This is a genomic window from Paenibacillus sp. FSL H8-0104 (genome assembly GCF_038050215.1).
GTDB classification, from domain to species: domain Bacteria; phylum Bacillota; class Bacilli; order Paenibacillales; family Paenibacillaceae; genus Paenibacillus; species Paenibacillus amylolyticus.
The window spans coordinates 2,289,469-2,315,527 of record NZ_JBBOTC010000001.1; the positions used below are offsets into that span (position 1 = coordinate 2,289,469).

Sequence of the window (26,059 nt, forward strand, 5' to 3'; positions counted from 1 at the left end):
GGTATGTATGGCTGTGAAGAAGAAGAGGAGTTGCTTATGTATCCCCCAAGATCAGAGCGAAGTGTAAAGAAGAAAAAAGGTAGTAAACGCACCCGCAATACAATCACAATCATCTGGACAGTTAATATTGTATTGATCATTGCAATTGGTCTGGTGGGCATTTTTTATGTCATTAATACACGTCAGCAACAGGCAGACCAGCCGGTGAAACAAGAAATCGTCGATCAGGATCAGCCTTCCATTGGAGATGATGCCAAAGGCGGGGATCAAGTAAGTTCTCCAGACTCGGAATCCGATGAGACTTCGGAAGAAGAGCCCAAAGCTACGGATGAAGAGACAACAGCGGATGCAGATAAGACATCTGGAGTAGCGACACCTGACACTTCAAGCAATACCAATAGTGAGAAAACAGAATCCGGAACGAAAAAACCTACGGCAGATTCGACACCGTCCGGTACCAAGGGAAATGCAGGTGTGGATCAGGAATCAGGGACGTCGAAACCTTCCAATTCAGCGAAGGATGTCACAATTAACTTTGTTGGTGATATTCAATTTTCGGGCAAAGTTGCTGAACTGCTGGATAAAAACGGTTATGATTATCCCTTTGCCAAACTCGGCAGGTTATTCAAGGATGATGATCTTACCATCGGTAACCTGGAGACACCAATAACTCATGGTGGTACCAGTGCAGCTGACAAAACCTATGTGTACAAATCTTCGCCCAAAGCATTGGCGGCAATGGCCTCTGCGGGTTTTGATGCTGTCAATTTGGCTAACAATCATATTTTGGATCAGGGCGTAGAGGGCTTGGTGGATACGTTAACTTATCTCAAGGAATATGGCATAGCTCACACCGGGGCAGGTATGAACAGGGATGAGGCCTATGCACCAGCATATCTGGAACGCAAAGGCATGAAGATTGCATTGCTTGGGTTCTCCCGAGTTGTACCGGAAACGAGTTGGAAGGCGGAAGGCAATCGGGCTGGCGTGGCTGAAGCCTATGATTCCACAGGAGCAGTCAAAGCGATCCAGGAGGCCCGTAAGAAGGCTGATCTGGTGATCGTGGTTGCACATTGGGGAGAAGAACGTGTAAGTACTCCGAATAGTGACCAGACCCGATTGGCTCATGAGTTTGTAGATGCTGGCGCTGATCTGGTCATAGGTGGTCATCCTCATGTGTTGCAAGGGTTGGAGTACTATAAGGGGAAGTGGATTGCATACAGTACGGGAAATTTCATTTTCTCCAGATCAACAACCGAAGAGACTTGGAAAACGGCGGTATTTCAGGCTCGCTGTAGTCAAGATGCAGCTTGCAGCATGAAAGTTATCCCTTATGAGGCCGGGCTAGGTCAGGCCATTCCAATGATTGATGAGGCGAACAAACTGCTGTTGGAACAGATGGCAAAGCTCTCCCCGGGTATTCGATATGATGGGAATGGAGTCGCTTCGCCTAATTAAAAACCTTTTTGAGGAGGGAATCGAATGAACAACCTTTGTGTAGCACACCGTGGATTTTCTTCTATTGCACCAGAGAATACGATGGCTGCATTCCTGATGGCCATGGAGCGACCTGAAGTTCAGTGGATGGAGCTGGATGTGCAGTTGTCGCGTGATGGTGTACCAGTGGTCATTCATGATTTTACAGTGGATCGCACGACGAATGGCAAGGGTCTGGTTCGGGAAACTGATTGGGCTGATCTGCAACGTCTGGATGCCGGAGCATGGAAAAACAAGTCTTACAAAGGCGAACGGATTCCGGCGCTAAGTGAATTGTTAGATCGCTCGTGCGGCAGAGTACGTTTGAACATTGAACTGAAAACGCAGGGAGACATGTACCCGGGTCTGCCTGCGGCTGTTATACATGAAGTGAGAAAAAGACATATGCAAAATGATGTTGTGATCACATCATTTGAACCAGCCGCTCTGATCGAAGTGAAGAAACTTGCACCGGAGATCCAGACGGGGCTAATTATCGATGCACGACCAGGTGATCTGTTAACCGCGTTGCGGCAGATGAATTGTACATTCCTATCGATTGGATACACCAATGTAGACAAATCCTTAATGAACGAGATGCGGAGTGCAGGTATTCGGGTGATGGCTTGGACAGTGGATGACAAGACCATTATGAAGAAACTGGCGGCAGTTGATCCAGAACTGATGTTATGTACGAACCGTCCTGACGTATGGGAGCTGGCATTTCAGGAGACGAGCAGCCGATTTTTCAGACCTTAACTTTACTATATGCACTAATGAATCCGATAAAGGTGGTAATATACCCATGTTGACTAACATTCGCAATGTATACTGTGTAGGACGCAATTATAAACTTCATGCGGAAGAATTGGGTAACGCGGTTCCGGATGAGCCAATGATCTTTATGAAACCTTCCCATGCAGTCGTGCCCTTGAATGGTGAAACCCTTGGATTGCCTGCTACCAAGGGTGAAGTTCACTATGAAGCTGAATTGGTCGTGCAAATCGGCCGGAGTTATGAGCCAGGTATGGCGGTAGATGAGCTGGTGGATGCGTATGCATTTGGTATTGATTTTACGTTACGTGACGTACAGACCGTGATTAAGAAAAAAGGCCACCCGTGGACAGCGGCCAAAGGGTTCAAAAATTCCGCTCCGGTTACTGCATTTCAGGCATTCCCGGGTGCGGCAGCATTACTGGAGAAAGACTTTACATTGACCAAAAATGGTGAGGAAGTCCAGCGTGGTAATATTCGTAACATGATCTTTAGTTTACAGGATATTGTGGATTATGTAGGTCATCATTACGGCTTGGGGCCGGGCGATGTCATTTTTACAGGAACACCGGAAGGTGTTGGACCAACACAAGCAGGAGATGTGCTCGAACTGGCATGGGACGGCGAATCCTTGGGTGCCTGCACGATTGGGGCAGTGCAATAAGGATTACACATCATACCTGCTTGAAATGAATAGGTTACAAGAAAGGGGCGTGTATACGCTCCTTTTTGTCGTGCTATCGTGGATATATGTTTATACCTTCATCGTACGGATACGCTACTAATTTACGCCAAGCTGTATGCTGTGTTTGCGCTCTGTGTGACCAACTCTTCCAGTTCAGCTTGTTGTGCAGCATGTTGCTCCGAACTGATACTTCCACTTGCGAGCCGTTCATCCAACTGCTCTCTGAGCTGTCTTACTTGAATAGCAATGACCTCATCCAAATTCCCGTTATTTTCTTCCGTAATCGTCCTCAGTGATTTGCCGCTGTACAGTTCTTGATAGAGATCCGCTTCTGAAGCCTGATTCAGAGCGTCGAGCAGCTCATCACTGCTTCCCTCACGAGTGTCCAAGTCAACGATGGACCATTTAGCAGTAGGTATGGGAGAGATGGCGGATTGGCCCCATGCTGTTCCAGCGAAGGACATAGTGACAATCATTGTGCCTATAATAATGACTCTTTTCATATTCATATGGATAATCCTCATTTCTGTAGTTGAGTACGAACTGAATCGTAGCTTGTCGTTGATGTAGTTGTAGATGTTTCGATCTGAGAATAGTGTAAACGGGAAACCTGAAGTGAAACTTAAAACAGGATAAGTAATTTCAAACCGGCGGGTAATGACTGTAAAAGTAGATCTATATTTTAATTCTCACTTGACAGGTTGGGTTAGTTGGTTATATGATAATCTCAATTATTTTAATACTCATTAAATGAACAGTGAACTAATTTGAACTGAAAACTGCATTGAGCTGATTGGACCACCAAAGGCTCCCGGGACTACTCCTCTAAGGAATGTCCTCGGGGGCCTTTTTTTGTATCTTTATTGAAGCTTCAAACGATCAAGGAGGTTATGAAATGAGTGATAGAGACTGGGAAGCGTTGGAGCGGACGGATTGGTTATTTCGCAAAATGGTCAGACGATTTGTCAAAGAGCGGGATCGCATCTCTGTAGAAGGTATCAGCCTGCCAGGCATGCTTATCCTGCACAAAATCATTCGTGAGGGAGAACAGCGGCTTGGAGATCTGGCAGAACAGTTGGACTTTACATCCGGTGCCATTACTGCTCTAACCGATAAGTTGGAAAAAAAGGGACTCACCATCCGCAGACGAAAGGAAGACGATCGCCGGACGGTTTTACTGGACATCACATCCAGCGGGCGGGAGATGTATGCGAGAAACAGCAACATCGGTGCCCGATGTATCACGCTTCTGTTTGAGGGTTTTACGAGTGAGGAACTGGAGCAGCAAAGTCAATTCTACGAGCGGGTAGTAGCGAATCTGGAGGGATTCTCGGACACGGTGCTGGAATTGGCGGAGAGCAACGGGATACAAGAACATAATCGGTCCTCCACAAGTGACCTTGAGCAGAAGCAGCGGGACAATACCGGGAAGAGGAACTATCTCAGTTATTGAGGTTGGGTCAATGTAACGACATTTTGATATACCACAAACATTCTAGGGAGAGATGATCAATGGGACACTCAACAATATATCCAACTGGAGCGACGTTATACAATCCGGATAAGGCTTGGGGCGGTTATACCGTTTATCAGGCAGGTGAAGAAGGCGTAGTATTGATCGATATGAATGGCAAGGAGGTTCACCTGTGGAAAGGATTGTTAGGTTTTCCGGCCAAAATATTACCTGGCGGCTACGTGCTGGGCAGCACGGGTCGGAGAGATCCGAAGTTCGGTATTCAGGATAATGTCGATCTGGTCCAAGTGGATTGGGACGGCAACATTGTATGGAAATACAATAGCTACGAACACATCGAAGATCCGGGGTATGAGCCACTATGGTATGCCCGCCAGCATCATGATTATCAGCGTGAGGGGAATCCGGTAGGTTATTATGCACCTGGCCTTGCGCCAAAGACGAAGAGTGGTAAAACACTTATTCTGGCACACAAAAATGTGAGTAACCCGCAAATTTCAGATAAGCCATTGCTTGATGATGCCATTATCGAAGTCGATTGGGAGGGGGAGGTACTCTGGGAGTGGCTGCCTAACGAACATTTTGAAGAATTAGGTTTTGATGAAGCTGCTCGAAATGTCCTGTTCCGTGATCCGAATACACGTTCTTTCGGTCATATGGGTGTTGGTGTTGGTGACTGGTTACATATTAATTCTGCTTCTTATGTCGGACCCAACCGTTTCTATGAAGAAGGAGACGAACGGTTCCACCCCGACAATATTATCTGGGATGCCAGAGAGGCCAACATTATCGCCATTACAGACAGACAGAGTGGAAAGATCGTGTGGAGATTAGGGCCAGACTATACTTCACCTGAAGTGAAACACATCGGCACAATTATCGGGCAGCATCATGCACATATTATTCCCCAAGGTCTACCGGGTGAAGGGAATTTGCTCGTATTCGACAATGGCGGGTGGGCAGGTTACGGCCTTCCAAATCCGGCTTCTCCATTTGGATTGAAACATGCGATTCGGGATCACTCCCGTGTACTGGAGATTAACCCGGTCACCCTGGAGATTGTCTGGCAATATACCTCGGCAGAAGCAGGTTTCTCGGTTCCGACGGATTCTTATAAATTTTATAGCCCATACATCAGTTCCGCCCAGCGTTTACCTAACGGCAACACCCTAATAACCGAGGGTTCCAATGGCAGATTGTTCGAAGTGACAGCGGAGCATGAGCTGGTATGGGAGTATGTTTCTCCTTACACCGATGGGCGGAATACCAATATGGTCTATCGCTCGTATCGAGTTCCTTATCAGTGGGTTCCACAGTTGGAGAAACCGCAGGAAGTTGCGATCGAAGCTATTGATGTCTCTACCTACAGGGTCCCGGGAGCAGCACCCAAAGGTTCTGCATCCATCGTGAGCGTAGAGACAACTCTTCCATTTGTGGAGGGTGCAGCCTGTGTGGCAACGTCGGATGAAGGCAAGTCAGGCGGCTAGGCGTCAAGAATCATGATTAGATCGAATGGGGTGTATATTGTGAGAAAACCATCCATAGTAACCGGCATATTGATATTATTTCTGGCTACGGCACTCCTATTATCCGGGTGCAGTTCAAACGCAGCAGGATCTGGAGCAAAAGACGCTACCGGCAAGAATACCGATAATGTAAAAATTCGAATCGCAGATACAAGTACGAACCCAACGTTCAGGGTAGCCATTGCCAAAGGTTTTTTTGAAAACAGGGGCATTGATGCAGAGAGTATTACGTTTGGCTCACCAGCTGAAGGTGTAAATGCACTATTTATCAAACAGGTAGATATTGCGTACGGGGCGGACTTCCCTGTATTAAATGCTTTGTCTAAAGGGGAATATTCAGTCATCGCTTCTGCAGGCCAGACTACGGATGAAGCGGCAGCCGCCTGGAAGCTGTATGCAAGGGAGGATATTCAGAGTGGAGCGGATTTGAAGGGCAAGAAAGTGAGTTTCATTCGAGGCACATTTATTCCGTATCTATGGGATGAATATTTGAAAGATCAGGGGGTGGCGCTGAGTGATGTGACGCAAATTGGTCAGGGGGCTTTTGATGAGGCCTACATCGCACTGAAACAGGGAGACCTTGATGCCGCTTGGGTCATAGGTTCCGCGTTAACCGATAAATTCGATGCACTCGAAGGAGTACATCAGCTGACGGATATGTCTCAGACGCCTATACGCCTTGGTATGGGACTGGTATCAAGTAATGAATTCATCCAGGCAAACCCTGAAAAGATCAGTGACTTCCTTGCGGCGCTGGATGAAGCATCCACGTATGCTCAAGCGCATCCTGAAGAGGTTGCCGATCTGATGTATCAAGAGACCAAACAGCCTAAAGATGCCACATTGAAAGACCTTCCGATCAATCCATGGGAAGTTGGATTTACGCAGGCTGCTTATGATAGTTTGGCAGGTCAGAAGCAATATATGGTGGACACTGGAATCATCGAACAGGATTTTGATCTCGACACCAAACTCGATCTGACTTCTCTCCAGCAGGCTCTGCCGGAAAAAGTGACATTTAGTAAATAATTCTTATGGAAATGGGAGGTGTCCGTTATGTCCTTACCTGCAACTCAGCATACCATTCATATTGAACAGCTTCGGAAAACGTATCATGCCCCGACCAATGGGGATGTGCATTATATCATTAAGGATGTCGATCTGGTTATCAAGGGAGGAGAGTTCTTTGTCCTGCTTGGTCCCAGTGGGTGTGGGAAGTCAACGTTGCTGAATATGATCGCTGGCTTTATCTCCAAGTCAGGCGGACAGCTCAAGGTAGACAACAAGGAGATCGACAGACCGGGCAGGGATCGGGCGATGGTGTTCCAGCAGGCGGATTCTTCTCTCTTTCCATGGCTAACTGTGAGGGAAAATGTTGAATTCGGACTTCGAATGTCCAAGGTGTCTAAGACAAAACGACGTGAGATCTCTGATCGATACATTCAGCTTGTTGGATTGAGTGCTCATGAGGGGAAATTTCCGAAAGAACTCTCGGGTGGCATGAAGCAGCGGGTCCAATTGGCCCGGGTACTTGCGAATGACTCGGCGATCTTGCTGATGGATGAGCCATTCGGTGCGCTGGACGCAATGACGCGGCGGACCATGCAGAAAGAACTGGTTAAAATTTGGAAAGAAACACATAAAACCGTTATCTTTGTCACTCACGATATTCAGGAGGCGTTATTGCTTGGTGAGCGCATAGGCATTATGTCTGTAGGTCCATCTTCGAATATAACGGATATTTACCACAACAACTTACCTTACCCGAGGAACATCGCCTCGTCTGAGTTCAACACCCTGTATGACCGAATTCAAGGCCACTTTGAAGAATAATTGAGGTGATATACAAGATGAAATGGTTGGAGAAAAAATGGGTGTCTATCCCGCTTCTATGGGTAACGGTCATCTTAATCTGGCAGCTTGGTGCCCTCATCTATGGGCCTGACGTAATCCCTGGTCCGTGGCACACGATCCTGGGAGCACGCGAACTGATAGCTGACGGTACGCTGATGGAGTATATCGGAATCAGCTTCACTCGTGTACTGGCGGGCTGGGTACTCGGAAGCATCATTGCTATTCCGGTAGGGCTGATTATTGGCAAAGTTCATCTCATCCGGCTGTTCGCGGAACCGTTCCTTAACTTTATACGTTTTATCCCGCCGATCGCCTTTATTACCTTATTTCTGGTGTGGTTCGGAATTGGTGAGCAATCCAAGATCGCGCTCATTATGTATGCAACCTTCTTCATTGTTGTATTGAATACACTGACAGGTGTACTCTCCGTTGAAGAAGACAAAATCCGTTCGGCCCGCAGTATGGGAGCCAATGAACGGCAGATTCTGCTGCATGTGATTGTTCCGGCGACAACCCCGTATATCTTCACAGGTGTGCGACTGGCGATGGGAACCTCGTATATGGCCATAATCGGTGCTGAGATGATTGCCTCGAATGAGGGAGTGGGTTACTTAATCTGGAACTCCAGACTCTTTTTCCGAACAGATTGGATCTTTGTCGGGCTGATTTCCCTGGGTTTTATGGGATTCCTGACGGATCGATTGTTCAACTGGTTTGGTCGCAGAGTACTCTACCGATATGGGGTCATTGGAGGAGCGAAGCGGGCCTGAAACAGAACTTGGGAACACCGAATTCCAGACGTTACTTGAAAAGGGAAGTTATCTTGTTTTTAACGTTTGATCAATAACCTGTTTTGGCACTTCTACACGAGGCCAAAACAGGTTTTTTGTGTGCTGGCGTAAGGAGTTTCGGCATTGGGATCAAACCGTGGTATAATTGAATTTCAAAAATACAATAAACGTCATGCGGGCTGTACATACGCTGCATGCAGGAGACATTATGGATTGGATTATTGGCGCCGTATGCGCTTCTATGGTGGCAGGTGCTGCCTATGCGAAAAAGTCGCTAACCTTGTCTGGCTGCCTGGCAGCCATCATGATGGGAACGATATATTACGGAGCGGGTAACCTGTTCTGGTTTGGCACGTTATTGTTGTTTTTCATTACTTCAACGTTGCTCTCCAGGTTTCGTAAAGATCGGAAGCAGGAGCTGGAGAAATCCTATGCCAAGTCAGGAAATCGGGATGCTGGGCAAGTGATGGCTAATGGTGGAATGGGCATGTTCCTATGTCTGGGATACTGGATATTTCCACATCCGGCATGGGTATATGCTTTCATTGGTGTAATGGCTACCGTTACATCGGATACATGGGCAACCGAAATTGGGAGTCTCAGTCGCAAGCCGCCGCGCTCTGTGCTCACGTGGAAGGTACTTACGCCAGGTGCTTCAGGAGGTGTTTCACTTCTTGGCACCGTGGCTGCAGCCGTAGGCGGGGCTCTGATTGGTGCGGGAGCATTCTTGTTTTCCTGGATCGCCGGGATAGAAGGGCTTAGTCTGTTTAGTTGGACTTTTGTCGGTCTTGCAGGCGGGTTGGCAGGGGCTTTTGCCGATTCCTATCTGGGCGCAACTGTGCAGATGATGTATCGTTGTACTGTGTGTGGCCGTGAAGTTGAGGTACATGAACATTGCGGGCATCCAACGGTGCGGGCTCGTGGCTGGGCATGGATGAGTAACGACCTGGTGAACGTGCTTAGCTCGGTGATCGGCGGATGTGTGGCGATTGGTTTAGGTAACATTTTGGCGTTGTAGGGGGGAGTACATTTTGAGCACTGTACAGGGAGACAAATCGGAGGCTATTTTGGATGCGGCCTATGGTATTTTTGGCTCGAAAGGTTTTTATGAGACCAAAATGTCTGATATTGCAGACGAAGCCGGCATCGCAAAAGGCACCATTTATTTATATTTCAAAAGCAAGGAACAATTATTTATCGCAGTATCCAAGCGGGATTGTAACAGTTTTATCAGCCGTCTTGAATATGCTTTGAACTCGTATGAGAACACAGGTGATAAACTTGGAGCAATAGCCAAGACCCACCTTACGTATTATTATGAGCGTCGCAATCATACCAAGCTCTTTTTTATGGCACCCAATAATGATCCGGATCTGATGAAATTCATGAAGGCATTCATGAATCAATACATGAGTATGGTGTGTGAGGTACTGGAGAGTGCAAGTGTACCTGAGCCTGTATTGCTCGCTGAAGCATATATCGGAATTCTGGACCGGCTGAAGATGGATATCATGTTGAATCCGGAGTTTAATGAGGAACATCTGAACAAACGAATTGCTTTTGCAGCAGCGTTGTTTCTGGATGGATGCCGTTCTTTTTTACAAGTTTAAAGTAAGTGCGCGGATGTACGTAATATTGAATTTTAATTCACAGAGAAGTGGGTACGAGCAATGAACATAATGACGGTAGAACAAATTGCAAAAAGTTATGGTGAAAAAATATTGTTCAAGGATGCTTCATTTGGTATGGCTGATCAGGACAAGATTGGTGTCGTTGGGGTAAATGGAACCGGTAAATCCACGTTTTTGCGTGTGATATCGGGTATGGAACCCGCAGATGCGGGACAGATCTCCATCGGTAATGACGTACGTATTCAGTTCCTGGCGCAAAATCCGGATATCAATCCGGATAATACGGTACTGCAACAAGTATTCGAAGGTGACAGCATGGAAATGAAAACCGTGCGTGAATATACGGAAACGATGGAATTATTGGAACTGAATTCGTCCGATCCAGCGTTGCAAGAGCGATTATTACGTTTGAATCAGCAAATGGAGCAGCTTCAGCTCTGGCAGATGGAGAGTGAAGCGAAGAGCATTTTGTCCAAATTGGGTATTCGTCAATTCGATGCACTGATGGGCACATTGTCTGGTGGACAACGCAAAAGGGTAGCACTTGCTGCTGCGCTGATTCATCCTTGTGAACTGCTCATTCTGGATGAGCCGACGAACCATATTGATAACGATTCGGTCGTTTGGTTGGAGCAGTACTTGCAGAAGCGCCGCGGCGCACTGCTTATGATTACGCATGATCGGTATTTCCTGGATCGTGTGGCGAATGTCATGCTGGAATTGGATCATGGACGTTTGTTCCGATACGAAGCGAACTATACACGTTTCCTGGAACTGAAAGCGGAGCGCGAAGAACGGGAAGCTTCTTCCGAACAGAAACGCAAGAACTTGCTTCGGACAGAGCTCGCATGGATTCGTCGTGGTGCCAAGGCACGGACGACAAAACAAAAAGCGAGAATTGATCGCTTCGAACAACTCAAAGACCAACAAGGAGTCCAGCGCTCGGGTTCATTGGAAGTATCCGTTGGCTCCACTCGTTTGGGTAAAAAGATTCTGGAGATCGAGCATCTTTCCAAATCCGTGGGTGGCCGCACGCTGATCGAAGATCTGAGTTATATTGCCGTACCTGGAGATCGGGTAGGGATTGTCGGACCGAACGGTAGTGGTAAGTCCACGTTGCTTCAGATGATATCTGGCAAGCTGGAACCTGATGCAGGTGTGGTTGACGTTGGTCCTACGGTCAATCTGGGTTATTTCACACAGGAACATCAGGAGATGGACGAATCTCTTCGTGTGATTGAGTACATCAAGGAAGTGGCCGAGAATGTGAAAACAGCTGATGGCTCTCTGATTACAGCATCCCAGATGCTGGAGCGGTTCCTGTTTACTCCGGCATCCCAGTGGACGCCAATCTCCCGTCTTTCTGGTGGAGAGAAGCGTCGTCTGTATCTGCTGCGTGTGCTGATGGCTGCTCCGAATGTATTGCTGCTGGATGAGCCGACGAATGATCTGGACATCCAGACACTCGCTGTACTGGAAGACTACCTGGATGATTTCCCCGGTGTTGTCTTTGTCGTATCCCATGATCGCTATTTCCTTGATCGTACTGTGGATAAAGTATTGTCTTTTGAGGGCAACGGTGCTGTACGTGTACACGTCGGCGACTACAGTGAATATGCGGAATGGATGCTGAAAAATGCACCCGGAGTTACTCAAGAGAGTGACACAGGAGCGGCGAAGGTGAAGCAGTCATCGGAGAAAACGACTCCTGCTGTGTCAGCGGCTAAACCGAAGTTGAAATTCAGCTTCAAGGAGCAACGTGAATACGACCAGATTGATGAAAATATTGAGAAGGCTGAAGCCAATCTTGTCCGGATTAACAAAGAGATGGAAGAGTCGTTTAGTGATTCTGCCCGTCTGCAGGAGTTGATGGCGGAGCAGGTTGAGGCTGAACGTCATCTGGATGAATTGATGGAACGCTGGACCGTTCTGAATGAACTTGCAGAGCAGATTGAACAGAGCAAGTCTTGATTTATAACTAAACATCGCCCTTTCTTCTACAGTGACTTTATGTCGCATAGGAGGAGAGGGCGTTTTTTGTCTGCAAATTTGCGCATTAAAGTGAAACGTTCTGTATGTTCATAACGTTTTATAAGTAAAGAATTCCATAGAAGGGAGAGAACACCACACTTATGTATAAGGAAATTAATGAACAATTGGCAGTGCTCAAGGAAAAGGGGAGAATTTACGAGAAATGGACCAAACGTCTGGAGAAGCTTCAAACGGAGGAAAGCGAATGGGAAGCAAAGGTAAAACGTCGTCTGGAGCATCTCCAGAAGGAGCAGAAGGACGTTGATCGACTGAACAGTATGACATTGTCAGCATTTTTCTATCAATTGATTGGCAAAAAGACAGAACGGCTGGAGAAGGAAGAAATGGAACTCATGGAGAGCAAGGCTGCATACGACACCGCTTGTCGCATGTTACAAGACGTACAGGAGCAACGAATTCATGTGGAGCAGGAGTTAGAGGGCCAACGGCAGTATCAGTACTGGCAGAGCGATTACAACGCGCTGTGGGGGAAGAAGGAAGGTCGACTGCTGGACCAGGATGCGGAATTGCAACACATGGCTGAGAATCGGGAACATCTGGCGAGTGAGCTTCAGGAACTGGATGAAGCTTTCCGGGAGGGAGAATATCTGCTCTATGCTCTTGAACGTGCCGAGAAGGCTTTGTCTTCGGCAGGTAATTGGGGGATATATGACATGATGGGCGGTGGAGTCATCTCCACGCATATCAAGCGAGGAAGAATGGATGACGCTCAGGTCGCCATCATGGATGCAGGTAAGCGTCTACGACGTTTCCAGAAGGAGTTGGAGGATGTAGAGATGGCTGTACACGCGGATCTGCATCTGGGAAGTCTGCTTTCATTCGCAGACTATTTCTTCGATAACCTCTTCGTGGACTGGATGGTTCAGGACAAAATTCGCAAAGCCGAACGTCAGGTGAAGGATGGACTGAGTGCAGTTCGGAAAACCATGCATGTGTTAAGAAATGAAATGCGTGACCATAAGGCAGAGTTAGAGATATTGGATCGTAAGTATCATGCATATGTCGAACAGGCAGATTAAAAGATATGACAACAAAGGCCCCTTCCAAGCACAACAATTCAGTGTGCTTGGAAGGGGCCTTTTTGATTAGACAAGACATATGAATGTCACCATAATGATTTCGTAGAAAAATGATTCTGTTTTACTTGGTTGTAATGTAGGCTGCGAGCAATCGTGCCGTATTCAGGACAGCATCCTTATGTGTACGCTCCATGGAATGAGATGCATGAACTCCAGGACCGATCAGTGCTGCACGGATATTGTTTCCTCCGCGTAATGCTGCACTGCCATCTGAGCCATAGTGGGGATAAATGTCGACGACGTAATTCATCCCATCTTGTTTGGCCAGTTCAATGAGACGACTGGTCATATCGTAGTCATACGGGCCAGAAGAATCTTTGGCACATATAGAAACGTCGGTTTCTTTACAGCTCAGGTCATCACCCATAGCTCCCATGTCTACAGCGATCATTTCACTGATTTCCGCAGGGATATACGATGCGCCATGTCCAACTTCTTCATAGTTCGAGATAAGCAGAGAGACGTTATGTAATGGTTTCCAGCCTTCACGATGTGCAGACTCAAGGATGCCAAAGAGGGCAGCCACGCTGGCTTTGTCGTCCAGATGACGTGATTTGATATAACCACTCGGCGTGATGACTGCGCGAGCATCAAAGGAGATAAAGTCGCCGACAGAGATCCCGAGTTTCAACACATCTTCCTTGGAGGAGACGACCTCATCGATTCGAACTTCCATATGGCTCTCGGACCGTTCAAAGCTACGTGCATCCGGATAAACGTGGACAGACGGATGAAGGGAGAGAATGGTGCCTGTGTATGTTTTTCCATCCCGGGTATGGATGCTGCAATATTCGTTTTCAATACTTTGCATCGAAAAGCCACCGACAGAGGTAAGCTTCAATGTGCCGTAGGATGTAACCGAGCGTACCATGGCCCCTAGCGTATCCACGTGAGCGCTTAAAGCGATTGTCTTGGAAGAGTCCTGTCCGGGCAATGTAAGCACCGCACCGCCCTTGTTATTCAGCTCACAAGCGATGCCTAGTGCGGCTGCTTCCTTCCGGATCATCTCGATAATATGATGTGTGTAACCACTTGGGCTTGGTGTATCCAACAATTTTTTTAGAAAAGACAGAACGTATGATTCATCAATTGTAAAACTCATTGTGTAATTTCCTCCTCGGATCATGGGTATGGTGTGAAACAAAATACAGCCTGTCTGGGGGAGAGAATGTGATACTACCATTCCTGACTCGCCAGCAGGCTGTCTCTGATTGGTTACAGTGTTCCCGTAGGGTTTCCTTTGCGCTGACTCTGGATCGAATCATTCTCCAATAGGCTGTCGGATTCATTTGAGTCAAGCGAATCCATCGATTTGAAAGAATCCAACGTAGATTTGCTTGTCGCGGAACTTTCCAATTCAGATACACGCAATTTCAATTGTTTGTTCTCGCGTTGCAGTCTGTATTGGCGATAGATGCCATATGACCCTACAATAATTCCACCGATCAGGGTACAGCCGAGAATCAGCAAGATCAGCGGGATTTGTACCGTGTTAAATAACAGGTTGACTTGTACGGAATCCACATTAATAACCGCAAAGATTCCCGTGAGCAGTGCAAAAACAAGACCTGCTATGAGTGCCCATTGCATTTTCATGGTGTTGCCTCCTTGTTGAACAATTGAGAACTAGATATGCATTACCCATATTCGGGTATGTTGCATCTTGCAATGATGATAAAATCCCCTGCCCGAACGGGCAAGGGATGCAGGTCACATGGAAAGACAACCTTATTTGGTTAGTTGCTCCATCTGTTCAATCAATTCCTTGAACACACTCATAGCTTCACGAATTGGCTGTGGTGTAGACATATCCACACCTGCTTTTTTCAGAATGTTGATGGAGTAATCACTGCCACCACTCTTCAGGAAGCCAAGATATCGGTCAACAGCTGGTTGGCCTTCTTCCAGGATTTGCTTGGAAAAGCTTGTTGCTGCGGAGAAGCCTGTAGCATATTTGTAAACGTAGAAGCTGTTATAGAAGTGGGGAATACGAGCCCATTCCATTTCAATTTCTTTGTCAACAGCCATGCCTTCTCCGTGATATTTAACGTTCAGATCATAATAGATCTCGGATAACAATTGTGGTGTTAATGCGTCACCTTGTTCCGCACGTTCATGAATGATTTTCTCGAATTCAGCAAACATGGTTTGGCGGAATACTGTTGTACGGAATTGATCGGCATAATAGGTCAGCAGATACAATTTTTCCTTTGGGTCTGTTGATTTGTTAAGCAGATAATCCATCAGCAACGCTTCGTTGGTTGTGGATGCAACCTCAGCCAGGAAGATGGTGTACTGTGCATCACGATACGGAAGTGTTGTATCCGAGTAATGTGAATGCAGAGCGTGACCCATTTCATGTGCGAGTGTGAACATGCTGTTTAGGTTATCTTTGTGATTCAACAAGACATACGGGTGAGTGCCGTAAGCGCCCCAGGCATATGCGCCTGAACGTTTATTTTCATTCTCATATATATCGATCCAGCGGTTATCATATCCAGTCTGCAATGCGTCAGCATAGTCCTTGCCGAGTGGTTTCAGACCGTCTTTAACCGTTTGTTTCGCTTCCTCATAGGTAATATCCATTTTGTATTCGTCTACGAGTGGAGCGAACAGATCGTACATGTGCAATTGATCCACACCCAGCAACTTTTTGCGCAGGTCCATATAACGATGCAATAACGGAAGGCTCTCGTGAATGGTGTCTACCAGATTGGTATACACATCCGTTGGGATGTTATCTCCATATAGGGACATTTCCATCACGGAAGGGTACTTCCGAACATTAGCATAGAACATATTTTTGGTTACATTTGCATTCAGGGCAGCCGCAATTGTGTTCTTCTGTTTGGCATACGTTTCGTATACCGCTTTGAAGGCACGTTCGCGAACTTCACGGTTAGGGTTCTCCAGGAACTGAATGTAGCTGCCGTGTGTCAGCTCAACTTCGTTACCATGTTCATCCTTGATTCTTGGGAACTTGAGATCGGCGTTATTCAGCATGCTGAAGATTGTCTGTGGTGCTTGTGAAAGGTTGCCTACCTGTGCAAGCAAAGCCTCTTCTGCTTGGCTAAGAACGTGGGCTTTTTCGCGTTTCATCTCTTCCAGCGTAAATGTATAAGCAGAAAGTTTTTCGTTTGCAATAAATGCGTCCAACTGATCATCCGGCAGGGAAAGAATCTCCGGTGTGACAAAAGAAAGTGCTTCACCAACCCGTACGCCTAATTTCTGGGCTTTTTGGGACAGGTTTTGATATGTAGGATTCGCTGTGTCTTCATCTTGATGCATACGTGCGTACACAAAGAGGCGTTCTATTTTGAGGCTGATCTCATCTTCGAATTCGAAGCAAGATTTGAGTACATCAGGTTGATTCAGTTTGCCTTGGAATTCGGAGGCCTTCTTGGTCAAAGACGATACTTCTTCATATTCTTGATCCCAGGCTTTCTGATCGGCAAATAAATCTTCCAGTTTCCAGCTATGTTCAGCCGGCACCTCGGAACGTTTCAATAATTGACTCATGGAAATCCTCCTTTGATGATCTGATGAATGTATGGACGAAGCTGCCTTCGTCTCGCTTGCCTGTGCGGAGAGAGACGAAGGAATCAGACTAAGTACCAGGATAACAGATAGCGATTTCTGGTATTTCAACGGCCTTCCTCCTTACGATACGAATAATCTCGTATAGTATGACCTTAGGCACGTTGAAATATTTGAGCATCTGGGTCCCCGTGATTAGGCTCCCATGTTATACAGAAAATAAACGATCAGGAAAAAGGCGAAACAAATGAGCAGGGTAGCAATAAGCGCCATTCCCCGTCTTAATCGATCCGGGATGGAATTGCGTCCCAGAATAAGCACAATACCAAGAGAGAAGGCAAGGATAATAAAGATGACGACATTGCTTGAGTCAAGCTGCATGGGTTAGACCCCTTTGAAGGCAGCCATCAATTGACGCCATTCATCCTCACGGTTCTCAAAATCTGCTTTTGGAAAACGGCGTTCAGCCCAGTGCATTAATGCAGGACGGCTAAGGAATGTATGGCATTCTTCGCCCCACTCTTCCGAAATTTCTCGCAGTACGAGATATTTGCCTTGAACTTCTACGGTCATCATATTCCACTTGTCTGTTTTGTATATTTCATGTTTTTTTATCATAGGTAGTCTCCAAACTAACGGTTTTGGTAAAATGATACCGTACCCTACGATTCAAAGCAAATTTTTTCGACATTTATGGAAAGATAAATTGCAAAATGGAAGCCCATACAGTATAATAAGGGTATTCGCCATAGATGGCGATATTTTTAGGAGGTTTTTCATTTGAAAGGTACAGTTAAATGGTTTAACGCAGAAAAAGGCTATGGCTTTATTTCAGTTGAAGGCGGCGAGGACGTATTCGTACATTTCTCCGCAATCCAAGGAGATGGCTTCAAAACATTGGAAGAAGGTCAAGCGGTAGAATTCGAAATCACTGATGGAAACCGTGGTCCTCAAGCAGCTAACGTAAACAAACTGTAAGAATTTATCCGGCTAACGGACTTCTTATATATTATAAATTTATAGCTGAATATTAAGAACCTAAGCACAGTCCCCCAAGGGAGGCTGTGCTTTTTTTGATTCTAACATTTTCAGTGTAAATAACGGTTGAATACGATGTAAGTTTCCCTGTGTGTTCAGGAGACACGATTGGTCATGCTGGACCATAACTTCAATCCGAAACCGATTAGTGCAGCCAGGGAGAAAGCCATAGCGGTGAGATAGAAGGTTTGTCTGCCTGCATGTTCCAGCAGCAGTCCGCCCAACGTTCCACTAAGAAGTCCCGAAGCACTGGACCAGACAATGGTGAACAAAGCCATACCTGTAGCTCTGTAGCCGTCCGGAACTAGGCGAATGATGTAGCGGACCGCCGTAACGTAGAAAATACCAAAGGTAACACTGTGCATCGTCTGAATCGCAACAACAGCTGCAGGTGTATCGGAGACAGACATGAGAAGCAAACGAACCGTATACATCAGTGCAGCAAAAGCAATTAGCGGCAGTTCTTTATAACGGTTTCCATACTTGCTGAGCAATAGAAATATGGGGATTTCACTTACGGAAGAGATCAGCAAAGACCAGCCGATCAGCCCCTCGCTGGCACCCAGATCTTTTAGCGTGATGGTAAGAAATGCTTCGTTCATGCGATGTCCCATGGCAAGCAAAAATACACAGCCAAAAAAGGTGAGCACATCTCTGCGTTTCAAAATAGCCCATAACCCCGATAGATCCATTTTGCTACTGCTTCCCGAAGGTTGATCCTTCAATTGAAAACCGATCAATAGTGTAGTTGCAGCAAGACCAACGCAGACCCAAATCGTCCATGCTGGACCAAAAGATCCAAGGAAATACCCGATACTTAATGCAAAGAAGGCATAACCGATCGATCCGAAGACTCGAATGGAAGTGAAATTTCGGCCGTACTTGCTGGCCGTTGTAATAGCCATCGTATCGGAGAGTGGATAGACCGGATAATAGAAAAAGTAAAACAGGGTCACGAGTACAAATACTTGACCAAAAGTTGTTGCATTGGCGAGCATGATCCCTGTGATCAATTGACCACCAAGCAGAATGATCATCACTTTGCGTACCGTTTGGTAGCGGTCGCTGGCCATGCTCCAGAACATATTGGAGAACACAGAGATGAGGGGGCCAATTCCGTAGAGATATCCAATCTCAGCCCGACTGAAACCCAGATGACTGAAGTAAAGCTGGAAGTAGGATACCACGAGGACGGTGGAACCAAAGATGGTGAACATGAGAGCCCGCAGCCAGTTCTGGTCCGGGCGGGCGTTGTGACTTAATTTCATGATGAGAGACTCCAATCCTGATAACAATTCAATGATTTTATTACCCTTTCAGGGATGTTGATTTACGGGCTCTAGGCACGGACATCGTAGGTTCTTGCTTCGTGCGCCGGATGACAAGCCAGACAATGATAAGTTCGGCGAGCAGGCCAAGGGATTGGGCTACAGCGCCAATCATGCCGTTCCACGCAGGAAAAATACTAACCAGTATAAGCAGCACAATCACCGTGCAGATTGCATTCGCCGTTTGCGAACGAAACATCGTTTTTGTCTGACCGCGAAGCAGAATGAGGCCATTGCTGAAATCCAGAAAAGGGAAGATCAGTGGAAATAAGACGAACGCACGCAGTGTCCACAGACTTTGTTGCAAAAGTTCGCCCTGAACGCTCATGACATTTTCGAGTACCCATGGTCCCAAGGGGGTATAGGCAATCGACACCATCATCGCAAACGGAATAAATCCGGTGACAAGTGCAAATTTTCGTACCAATTTGGCGTCCACAAGGTAGAAATTCAGCACGATCTGATGGATGTATGTAAAGAAGCTTAGCATCAACTGCATCAGACTGCTTGCTATGGCAAAGGATGAAATGGCTAGTGCGATCCCGGTCGTTTTGCCAAGTACGATGTTAATAACCGGTCCTATGAACAGCGCTACAAAGCTGGATAAAAGCAGTGGCTTATAAAAGCGAAATACGTCTCCCTTGCTCTCGACGGGATGATCCTCAAGCTTGGCTGGCATCTTGCGCTTGATGCTGTTACCCTCCAGAAAGCTGACAAGCGCTTCAATCATCATGCCAGCAGCAAAAATGATAGCGCCTACACGTCCACTGTTAATGCTGTCTGTATATATGAAATAGAGGGAAAGGCCGTACATACCGGCTAAACGGAATACCATCCCGATGGTTAACCACTTGGTGCGGTTATTCGTAATGATGATCCCCTGATAGATGTTGCGGATCACTGAAAAGATACTCACATACATGAGAATTTCATATACGTCAATGACTTTGTTCAGCAGATCCGGACTTACACCAAACAAGTATTTGAACACCCCGGTACCAACGGGAGAGTATACGATAAGAAACCCAATGAGAAGCACACAGGCAAGAAATATTTTGGTCACAAACGTGAGGGCCTGAAAGGAAAGGCGATCGCGAACCAGTGCGGAACAGGTTTGCCGCAGCAGGGTGGAGGGGCGTTCCGTGAGGGTTAACAAGCTACCGGCGATGGCATAGCTGGCAATAACCGTCTCGGGATGAGCGGAACGTGCTAATGTACTGTTTATAATGACGTGAGAAATGGTGACGAGAGAGGCGGAAATGCCAAGTGGCACAAAAAAAGAAAATAACCGTCTCCACGAAAGTGATTCACTTGACGACATGTCAACGACTCCTTTGATGGATGAAATATGCCTAGTATATCACAAAGCTTTGGGCGCGGATGCGATTTTTTATGCGGAATATACGGCAGATCATTTGTACAATTAAGGGGATCATATTATAATAGGAATGGTTAAAAATCGCTCTAATACGTATTCAACCAAGTGGAGGCACATTTATTTTGAGCCAATCAAATCGAAAACGTCATCAATATCCGCGTGGACCGCTGGCATTGATGAGAGGGGTGTACAAATACACCATTCCGGAAACACGGAAGGCACTGAATGGATGGCGTGCTCAAGCTGAGGCGATTCCGAATGAGGAATTGCGTACACAGGCACTTGCCAGTCTGAAGGATAAACAGTTTCACTGTGAAGGCGGAACCGTCTACGCATTAGCTGATTTGCCAAACAGACACATTCTGATTCCGCTGATCGTTTCATATCAAACTATTAGTGATTATTTGGACAATCTGTGCGACCGCAGCACGTCGATGGACCCGGATGACTTTCGTCTTCTCCATCAATCCATGCTTGATGCGGTAGATCCCGAAGCAATTCCCGTCAATTATTATGCCCTCCGTGAGGAGCAGGATGACGGTGGATATCTGCGGAATCTGGTGACCACATGTCAGGAACTGACCCGTCAGTTACCAGGCTATACGTCCGCCAAGCCCCAAATTCAGGATCTGGCAGGCCTATACACGGACCTGCAGGTATATAAGCATATCAAGCCGGAACTGAGAGAAACGGCACTGCTCGAATGGTGGTCGGAGCATCGTCATCGCACACCTCAGTTTCGTTGGAACGAATTTGCTGCTGCAACTGGCTCTACACTGGGCGTTTTCATGCTGTTTCTGGCTGCGAGTGACGATCAGTTGACTGAAGAGCAAGCGGCCTCGATCCACACGGCCTATTTCCCACATGTATGCGCATTGCACATTATGCTCGATTATTTAATTGATCAGGATGAGGACCGCATCGGGGGAGATCTCAACTTCTGCAACTATTATGAGAATGTGGAGACAATGCTGGACCGAATTGCTTTTATTGTGGAGATGGCACGCAGCGATGTGCAGAAGATTCCGGGAAGCTCCTTTCACCGGATGATCATCGAAGGACTGATTGCCATTTACCTGTCTGATCCCAAAGTCAGCGAACAACAGGAAGTTCGCGTTGTATCCAAACGTCTGCTGAAAAATAGTCCGATCACAAGAATATTTTTCTTCATTTTCAGTCGCTGGATACGGAAAAATATGTAAGTCAGGTGTGATATTGCGGAGCCTGAAGTGAAACTAGAGGAGGAAGAAACATCATGACAGCAGTAAAGAAAATCGCAGTATTAACGAGCGGTGGTGATTCACAGGGGATGAACGCGGCTGTTCGTGCGGTTGTTCGCAGCGGACTGTTTCACGGTCTCGAAGTATTTGGAGTTCAACGTGGATACCAGGGTCTTTTGAATAATGACATTTTCCCAATGGATTTGCGGAGTGTAGGGGATATCATCCAACGTGGGGGAACGGTTCTTCAATCGGCACGTTGCAAGGAGTTCTATACCGCTGAAGGTCAGCAAAAAGGTGCGGACATTCTGCGTGCGCGTGGCATTGACGGTCTGGTTGTTATCGGTGGGGATGGTTCCTACAACGGAGCAAACAAACTCAGCAAGCTGGGCATTAACACCATGGGTCTGCCAGGAACGATTGATAACGATGTTTCATTCACCGACTATACCATCGGATTTGATACAGCTGTAAGCATAGTAGTTGATGCAGTAAACAAATTGCGTGATACGATGTCTTCACACGAACGTTCTTCCATCGTTGAAGTTATGGGTCGTCACTGTGGAGATATCGCTCTGCATGCCGGACTTGCTTCGGGTGCTGAAACGATTCTTGTCCCAGAAGTTCCGTTTGACATGGACGAAGTAGCAGATCGGATGAAAGCTAACTTTGCACACGGCAAACGTCACAGTATTATTATCGTTGCTGAGGGCGTGGGCAAGGGTGAAGATGTAGCAAAAGAACTGATGGAACGTTGCCCAACGTATGAGCCGCGTGTAACCGTTCTGGGTCACATTCAGCGTGGGGGTACGCCAACACCTTTCGACCGTAACTTGGCAAGCCGTCTTGGCGACTTCGCTGTTCGCAGTCTGATTGCAGGCGAGACAGACAAAGGTTGTGGCATTATCAAGGGTGAACTTACCCTGACGGATATTGATAAAGTGGTTAACACAAAAAAAGATTTCGATATGGTGACTTACGAGCTTGCACAACGTTTGTCCCAATAATTCGATTCATAAGCAAAGAGCACAATCCCGCATTGACGAGGATTGTGCTCTTTTTGTTGTTTTCCAAAGTAAGTAAGTGTTCCGATGTTACGCCTTGCGGAGTGCGGCTTGTTTTTGTACCAGGAAGAGTCTCCAGAGAAGCGCTGTTGCTCCTACAGCAAGGCCGGCAATGAGGCCGATCCAGTATCCGAAGGCACCGAGTGAAGTATACGTAGCAGTTAGATAACCTACAGGCAACCCAATAATCCAATACGCTATGAACGTAATGATCAGTGCCGGATTAACATCTTTGTAGCCACGCAATGCTCCTTGGGTCGGTGTAGCAATCGCATCCGAGATCTGAAAGAAAATGGCGTAGATGAGGAAATGCTGCGTAAGTGCAATGACCTCTCGATCGTTTGAATACACGCCTGCAATCTGTTCGCCGAACACAATCAACACGATCGCTGTCAGCAGTGAGAGCCCGATGGCTCCACCAATTCCAAGCAGAGTGTATTGTCTGGCATCTCTCAGACGCCCCGCACCTGCTTCATAGCCCACAAGGATCGTAAGAGCCATACATATGCTCACAGGCAACATGTAGAGCGTAGAAGCGAAATTCAGCGCCGCCTGGTGGGCAGCAATGGTTGTGGTATCGAAACGGCTCATCATTAAAGTCACAGCAGCGAAGATGGACGTTTCGAAAAAAGTCGCAAATCCGATGGGCACTCCAATCTTGAGTAACTCTTTCCATTTGGAGAATGAGACACGGGTCCATTGACGGAAAATGCCATACTGGGCGAAAGGTTCGACCCGATGGACAAAAAAGAGACTAATAAGAAAGATCAGCCAGTATGTACATGCTGTAGCAACACCAGCACCAACACCGCCTAATTGTGGAAAACCCCAGCGGCCGAATATTAGCAGATAATTTAGAAAGATGTTAACGGGCAGGGAAACCAACGTAATGAACATCGTAGTCCGTGTCTGGCCAAGTGCATCCATGAAGCTGCGCAGCACTGTATATCCGAAGAGCGGAATAATGCCAAAAGCGAGTGCGCACAAAAAATAGAAGGCGACTTGGGCAACCCTGGGCTCCAGAGGCATTCCGTTCAGTATAGGGCCAAGTAACAACGCCCCGGCTCCGATAACGACGAGACTGACTGCAATCCCGAGATACAGCGCCTGGATGACGTTATACCCAATCTGATCATTACGTTTGGAACCTAACAGATGGGAAACGACAGGTGTAATACCGATCAGAATCCCGCTTAGTCCAGTTTGAACTGGCATCCACAGACTTGTGCCGATTGCAACTCCTGCAAGGTCGGCTGGGGAAAACTTGCCTGACATATTCGTGTCGAAGAACGACATGGCAGAGAGGGCGATTTGAGTGGTGAAGATGGGCAAAAATATAATCAGGAATTGCTTCACTTTTTGGGAAAAACTTGTTGTGTTCATGTTCACTGGCAGTGCCTCACTATTCTATAGAGATGTCATCCAAGTGTCATATCTGGACAGCTATTTATTGTAGTGGATTTTGTTCAATTTGAATAGGGACAGAAGCAGAGTAGGGGGCAGAGAAAAATGAACACCAAAAAACCTCGCTCCGCTTCAAGCAGAACGAGGTTGGATGAAATGAGAAGTATGAAAGAGTGCGGACTACTTATATTGTACACCTGATGTATAACGGTTGGACGCATTCCAGAGCAGATATTCATGCACATCCATGTCTTTCATCGCTCTAATCTGGTCTTCCACTTGTTTCTTGCCATACTTGACATAATGCCCACTGCCCAGCCAGCTTGCTGTGAAGTCCTGGATCCACGGACGAATGACGGGTTTGAGTTCTTTGGTAGGGTCCAGTTTCTTGTGTGTATCTTCCATTGAACCCTTGATGGTTGTGTAAGGATCTTTGTCAGGGTCCTTGACCCCATACCAGCCAGTAGAATAGTGACTAGGGTATACCATCGGTGAGATTACGTCCACATTTTCGGATATTTTAACAAAATCCTGTCCAATGCCTTCAGCCGCAGGTACAGAAGCGGCATAACCGAAAATATCAACCGATACCCGAACACCTAGCGGTGCCAACTCCTTGCGTGCATATTGCACGAATTCAGCCACAACATCCACTCGTGACTTGTCAGATTTGGTATATTTCAGTACATCGGCTCGAGTTTCGAAACCTTCCGGGAAACGAACGTAGTCAAATTGAATCTCTTTAAATCCAAGCTTGGCAGCTTCCTTTGCAATCTCAATGTTATAGTCCCATACTTCCTTGCTGTACGGATTCACAAAGCTGTCGCCTTTGCCATTTGCCCATACAGATCCATCCTTGTTGCGGAAGGAGAGCTCCGGATTTTTCTTGGCAAGAATCGTATCTTTGAATACAACGACACGTGCAATCGGGTAGACCTCATGTTTTTGCAATCGTTTCATCAAGGCATCGATATCCCGAATAAAAGGTTGCGATTTACCCATTTTCTGAAGCGCTTTGTTTTCTGTGGGATAAGTTATGTATCCGAGATCGTCTTTGATATCAAGGACCATGGCATTCAGTTCTGTACTGTCGGTCAGTTCCAGCAATTCTTTCATACGTGCACCGCCGGCACTGTAGGCCGTTACATAGATACCTTTGACCACGGGTGCATCAGGTTGAGGATCAATTTTGGCAGGTGGGTTATCGGCATCAATAACAACCTGATCTTTTTGAGATTGGATAATTGCGGTGTTAAAACTGTTGGTTAACGATTGGAATTGAGGATTTCCCTGGTCCGCCACTGCGGGGGCACCACCAAAGCTTCCAAAGGCCATAGCCATTAAAGCCCAAAACATGTTCATTCATTTCCACTCCCTTATGTGTGCATTCCATGTATGAATTATACATTAAAGCCTCTGGGCTTTTAACCATATTAATCAAGTAATGAAACACATGGAAAAAATGAAAACCGCTTCCTGCTGAGGAAATCCCCTGCAAGAAGCGGCGTGATCAATCTGAAAAAAATTATTGAATGTAAATCTCATTTTGATGCTCACAAATACTGTACTGAATGATTTCCATTGCGTCTCCCTGTTCCAGGATGCCCAGCCCATCCCGGAGGACAATCAGTGAGTCGAGTTCATTCGGTTTCAAGAAAGGGAGCATTTCCGGGCACCATCTGTTGACAATCTCAAACAGTTTTACCGTTTCCATATCCACAATAATCACCCTTTCCTACTCGAATTCC

At 46.7% G+C, this 26,059-nt stretch carries 26 protein-coding genes; 15 read left to right on the forward strand and 11 right to left on the reverse strand.

Features of this window, described 5'->3' with window-relative positions; genetic code table 11:
- Positions 1-36 precede the first annotated feature (36 nt).
- From NST38_RS10400 to NST38_RS10410, 3 genes are read left to right on the forward strand one after another with little or no spacing between them, the layout of a single operon-like run.
- Entirely contained in the window at positions 37-1,458 is a 1,422-nt protein-coding gene (locus NST38_RS10400) for a CapA family protein (protein ID WP_076249915.1), read from the forward strand.
- Between the two features lie 24 nt (positions 1,459-1,482).
- Positions 1,483-2,235: a glycerophosphodiester phosphodiesterase gene (locus tag NST38_RS10405; protein ID WP_047842367.1), complete on the forward strand. Its 753-nt coding sequence runs from the start codon at positions 1,483-1,485 to the stop codon at positions 2,233-2,235.
- Between the two features lie 46 nt (positions 2,236-2,281).
- The gene (locus NST38_RS10410) at positions 2,282-2,914 is read left to right on the forward strand and encodes a fumarylacetoacetate hydrolase family protein (RefSeq protein WP_076249914.1); all 633 of its coding nucleotides are present in this window, start codon (positions 2,282-2,284) and stop codon (positions 2,912-2,914) included.
- Between the two features lie 122 nt (positions 2,915-3,036).
- Here the strand turns inward: NST38_RS10410 and NST38_RS10415 are convergent, their stop codons facing one another.
- Entirely contained in the window at positions 3,037-3,444 is a 408-nt protein-coding gene (locus NST38_RS10415; protein WP_076249913.1) for a hypothetical protein, read from the reverse strand.
- Between the two features lie 386 nt (positions 3,445-3,830).
- Between NST38_RS10415 and NST38_RS10420 the strand changes: the two genes are divergently transcribed.
- The 9 genes from NST38_RS10420 to NST38_RS10460 all read left to right on the forward strand — a co-directional run bounded on the left by NST38_RS10420 (position 3,831) and on the right by NST38_RS10460 (position 13,282).
- A complete protein-coding gene (locus tag NST38_RS10420) occupies positions 3,831-4,388 on the forward strand; it encodes a MarR family winged helix-turn-helix transcriptional regulator (protein WP_076249912.1) in 558 nt (185 codons plus the stop codon).
- Positions 4,389-4,447: 59 nt separating this feature from the next.
- Complete coding sequence (locus NST38_RS10425) at positions 4,448-5,896, forward strand: aryl-sulfate sulfotransferase (RefSeq protein ID WP_101313392.1); 1,449 nt, start codon at positions 4,448-4,450, stop codon at positions 5,894-5,896.
- A 12-nt stretch (positions 5,897-5,908) separates the two neighbouring features.
- A complete protein-coding gene (locus NST38_RS10430) occupies positions 5,909-6,964 on the forward strand; it encodes an ABC transporter substrate-binding protein (RefSeq protein ID WP_076249910.1) in 1,056 nt (351 codons plus the stop codon).
- Between the two features lie 27 nt (positions 6,965-6,991).
- Positions 6,992-7,768 carry an ABC transporter ATP-binding protein gene (locus NST38_RS10435; protein WP_076249909.1) on the forward strand — a complete coding sequence of 259 codons (777 nt, stop codon included), beginning with the start codon at positions 6,992-6,994 and terminating at the stop codon, positions 7,766-7,768.
- Between the two features lie 17 nt (positions 7,769-7,785).
- Complete coding sequence (locus tag NST38_RS10440; protein ID WP_076249908.1) at positions 7,786-8,559, forward strand: ABC transporter permease; 774 nt, start codon at positions 7,786-7,788, stop codon at positions 8,557-8,559.
- Positions 8,560-8,788: 229 nt separating this feature from the next.
- Positions 8,789-9,598: a DUF92 domain-containing protein gene (locus tag NST38_RS10445; RefSeq protein ID WP_036609682.1), complete on the forward strand. Its 810-nt coding sequence runs from the start codon at positions 8,789-8,791 to the stop codon at positions 9,596-9,598.
- A 13-nt stretch (positions 9,599-9,611) separates the two neighbouring features.
- Positions 9,612-10,190, forward strand: a complete 579-nt coding sequence (locus tag NST38_RS10450; RefSeq protein WP_036609680.1) for a TetR/AcrR family transcriptional regulator — start codon at positions 9,612-9,614, stop codon at positions 10,188-10,190.
- A gap of 60 nt (positions 10,191-10,250) precedes the next feature.
- Positions 10,251-12,182, forward strand: a complete 1,932-nt coding sequence (locus NST38_RS10455; RefSeq protein WP_076249907.1) for an ABC-F family ATP-binding cassette domain-containing protein — start codon at positions 10,251-10,253, stop codon at positions 12,180-12,182.
- 161 nt (positions 12,183-12,343) lie between these two features.
- Positions 12,344-13,282 (forward strand): hypothetical protein, encoded by a 939-nt coding sequence (locus NST38_RS10460; protein WP_076249906.1) that lies wholly within the window; start codon positions 12,344-12,346, stop codon positions 13,280-13,282.
- A 121-nt stretch (positions 13,283-13,403) separates the two neighbouring features.
- Here the strand turns inward: NST38_RS10460 and NST38_RS10465 are convergent, their stop codons facing one another.
- The 5 genes from NST38_RS10465 to NST38_RS10485 all read right to left on the reverse strand — a co-directional run bounded on the left by NST38_RS10465 (position 13,404) and on the right by NST38_RS10485 (position 17,497).
- Positions 13,404-14,444, reverse strand: coding sequence for a M42 family metallopeptidase (locus NST38_RS10465; protein WP_076249905.1), 1,041 nt, complete (start codon positions 14,442-14,444; stop codon positions 13,404-13,406).
- 113 nt (positions 14,445-14,557) lie between these two features.
- Positions 14,558-14,938, reverse strand: coding sequence for a LapA family protein (locus tag NST38_RS10470; RefSeq protein ID WP_047842377.1), 381 nt, complete (start codon positions 14,936-14,938; stop codon positions 14,558-14,560).
- Positions 14,939-15,070: 132 nt separating this feature from the next.
- Positions 15,071-16,861 (reverse strand): oligoendopeptidase F, encoded by a 1,791-nt coding sequence (pepF, locus tag NST38_RS10475; protein WP_036609671.1) that lies wholly within the window; start codon positions 16,859-16,861, stop codon positions 15,071-15,073.
- 213 nt (positions 16,862-17,074) lie between these two features.
- On the reverse strand, positions 17,075-17,260 hold the full coding sequence (locus NST38_RS10480; protein WP_036609669.1) for a hypothetical protein: 186 nt from the start codon (positions 17,258-17,260) through the stop codon (positions 17,075-17,077).
- Positions 17,261-17,263: 3 nt separating this feature from the next.
- Positions 17,264-17,497 carry a hypothetical protein gene (locus tag NST38_RS10485; protein ID WP_017689395.1) on the reverse strand — a complete coding sequence of 78 codons (234 nt, stop codon included), beginning with the start codon at positions 17,495-17,497 and terminating at the stop codon, positions 17,264-17,266.
- Positions 17,498-17,659: 162 nt separating this feature from the next.
- Between NST38_RS10485 and NST38_RS10490 the strand changes: the two genes are divergently transcribed.
- A complete protein-coding gene (locus NST38_RS10490; protein WP_017689394.1) occupies positions 17,660-17,857 on the forward strand; it encodes a cold shock domain-containing protein in 198 nt (65 codons plus the stop codon).
- Between the two features lie 155 nt (positions 17,858-18,012).
- Here NST38_RS10490 and NST38_RS10495 read toward each other — a convergent pair whose 3' ends face one another.
- On the reverse strand, positions 18,013-19,185 hold the full coding sequence (locus NST38_RS10495) for an MFS transporter (protein ID WP_076249904.1): 1,173 nt from the start codon (positions 19,183-19,185) through the stop codon (positions 18,013-18,015).
- A 40-nt stretch (positions 19,186-19,225) separates the two neighbouring features.
- Entirely contained in the window at positions 19,226-20,566 is a 1,341-nt protein-coding gene (locus tag NST38_RS10500; protein ID WP_076249903.1) for a multi antimicrobial extrusion protein MatE, read from the reverse strand.
- Between the two features lie 179 nt (positions 20,567-20,745).
- Here NST38_RS10500 and NST38_RS10505 point away from each other — a divergent pair, with 179 nt between their 5' ends.
- Entirely contained in the window at positions 20,746-21,825 is a 1,080-nt protein-coding gene (locus tag NST38_RS10505; protein ID WP_017689390.1) for a tetraprenyl-beta-curcumene synthase family protein, read from the forward strand.
- A gap of 53 nt (positions 21,826-21,878) precedes the next feature.
- The gene (gene pfkA / locus NST38_RS10510; protein ID WP_036609663.1) at positions 21,879-22,850 is read left to right on the forward strand and encodes a 6-phosphofructokinase; all 972 of its coding nucleotides are present in this window, start codon (positions 21,879-21,881) and stop codon (positions 22,848-22,850) included.
- 87 nt (positions 22,851-22,937) lie between these two features.
- Here pfkA and NST38_RS10515 read toward each other — a convergent pair whose 3' ends face one another.
- The 3 genes from NST38_RS10515 to NST38_RS10525 all read right to left on the reverse strand — a co-directional run bounded on the left by NST38_RS10515 (position 22,938) and on the right by NST38_RS10525 (position 26,025).
- Positions 22,938-24,290, reverse strand: coding sequence for an MATE family efflux transporter (locus NST38_RS10515; protein WP_076249989.1), 1,353 nt, complete (start codon positions 24,288-24,290; stop codon positions 22,938-22,940).
- A 201-nt stretch (positions 24,291-24,491) separates the two neighbouring features.
- Positions 24,492-25,673 (reverse strand): putative glycoside hydrolase, encoded by a 1,182-nt coding sequence (locus NST38_RS10520; RefSeq protein WP_076249902.1) that lies wholly within the window; start codon positions 25,671-25,673, stop codon positions 24,492-24,494.
- Between the two features lie 163 nt (positions 25,674-25,836).
- Positions 25,837-26,025, reverse strand: a complete 189-nt coding sequence (locus NST38_RS10525; protein WP_029880762.1) for a hypothetical protein — start codon at positions 26,023-26,025, stop codon at positions 25,837-25,839.
- Between the last annotated feature and the right edge of the window lie 34 nt (positions 26,026-26,059).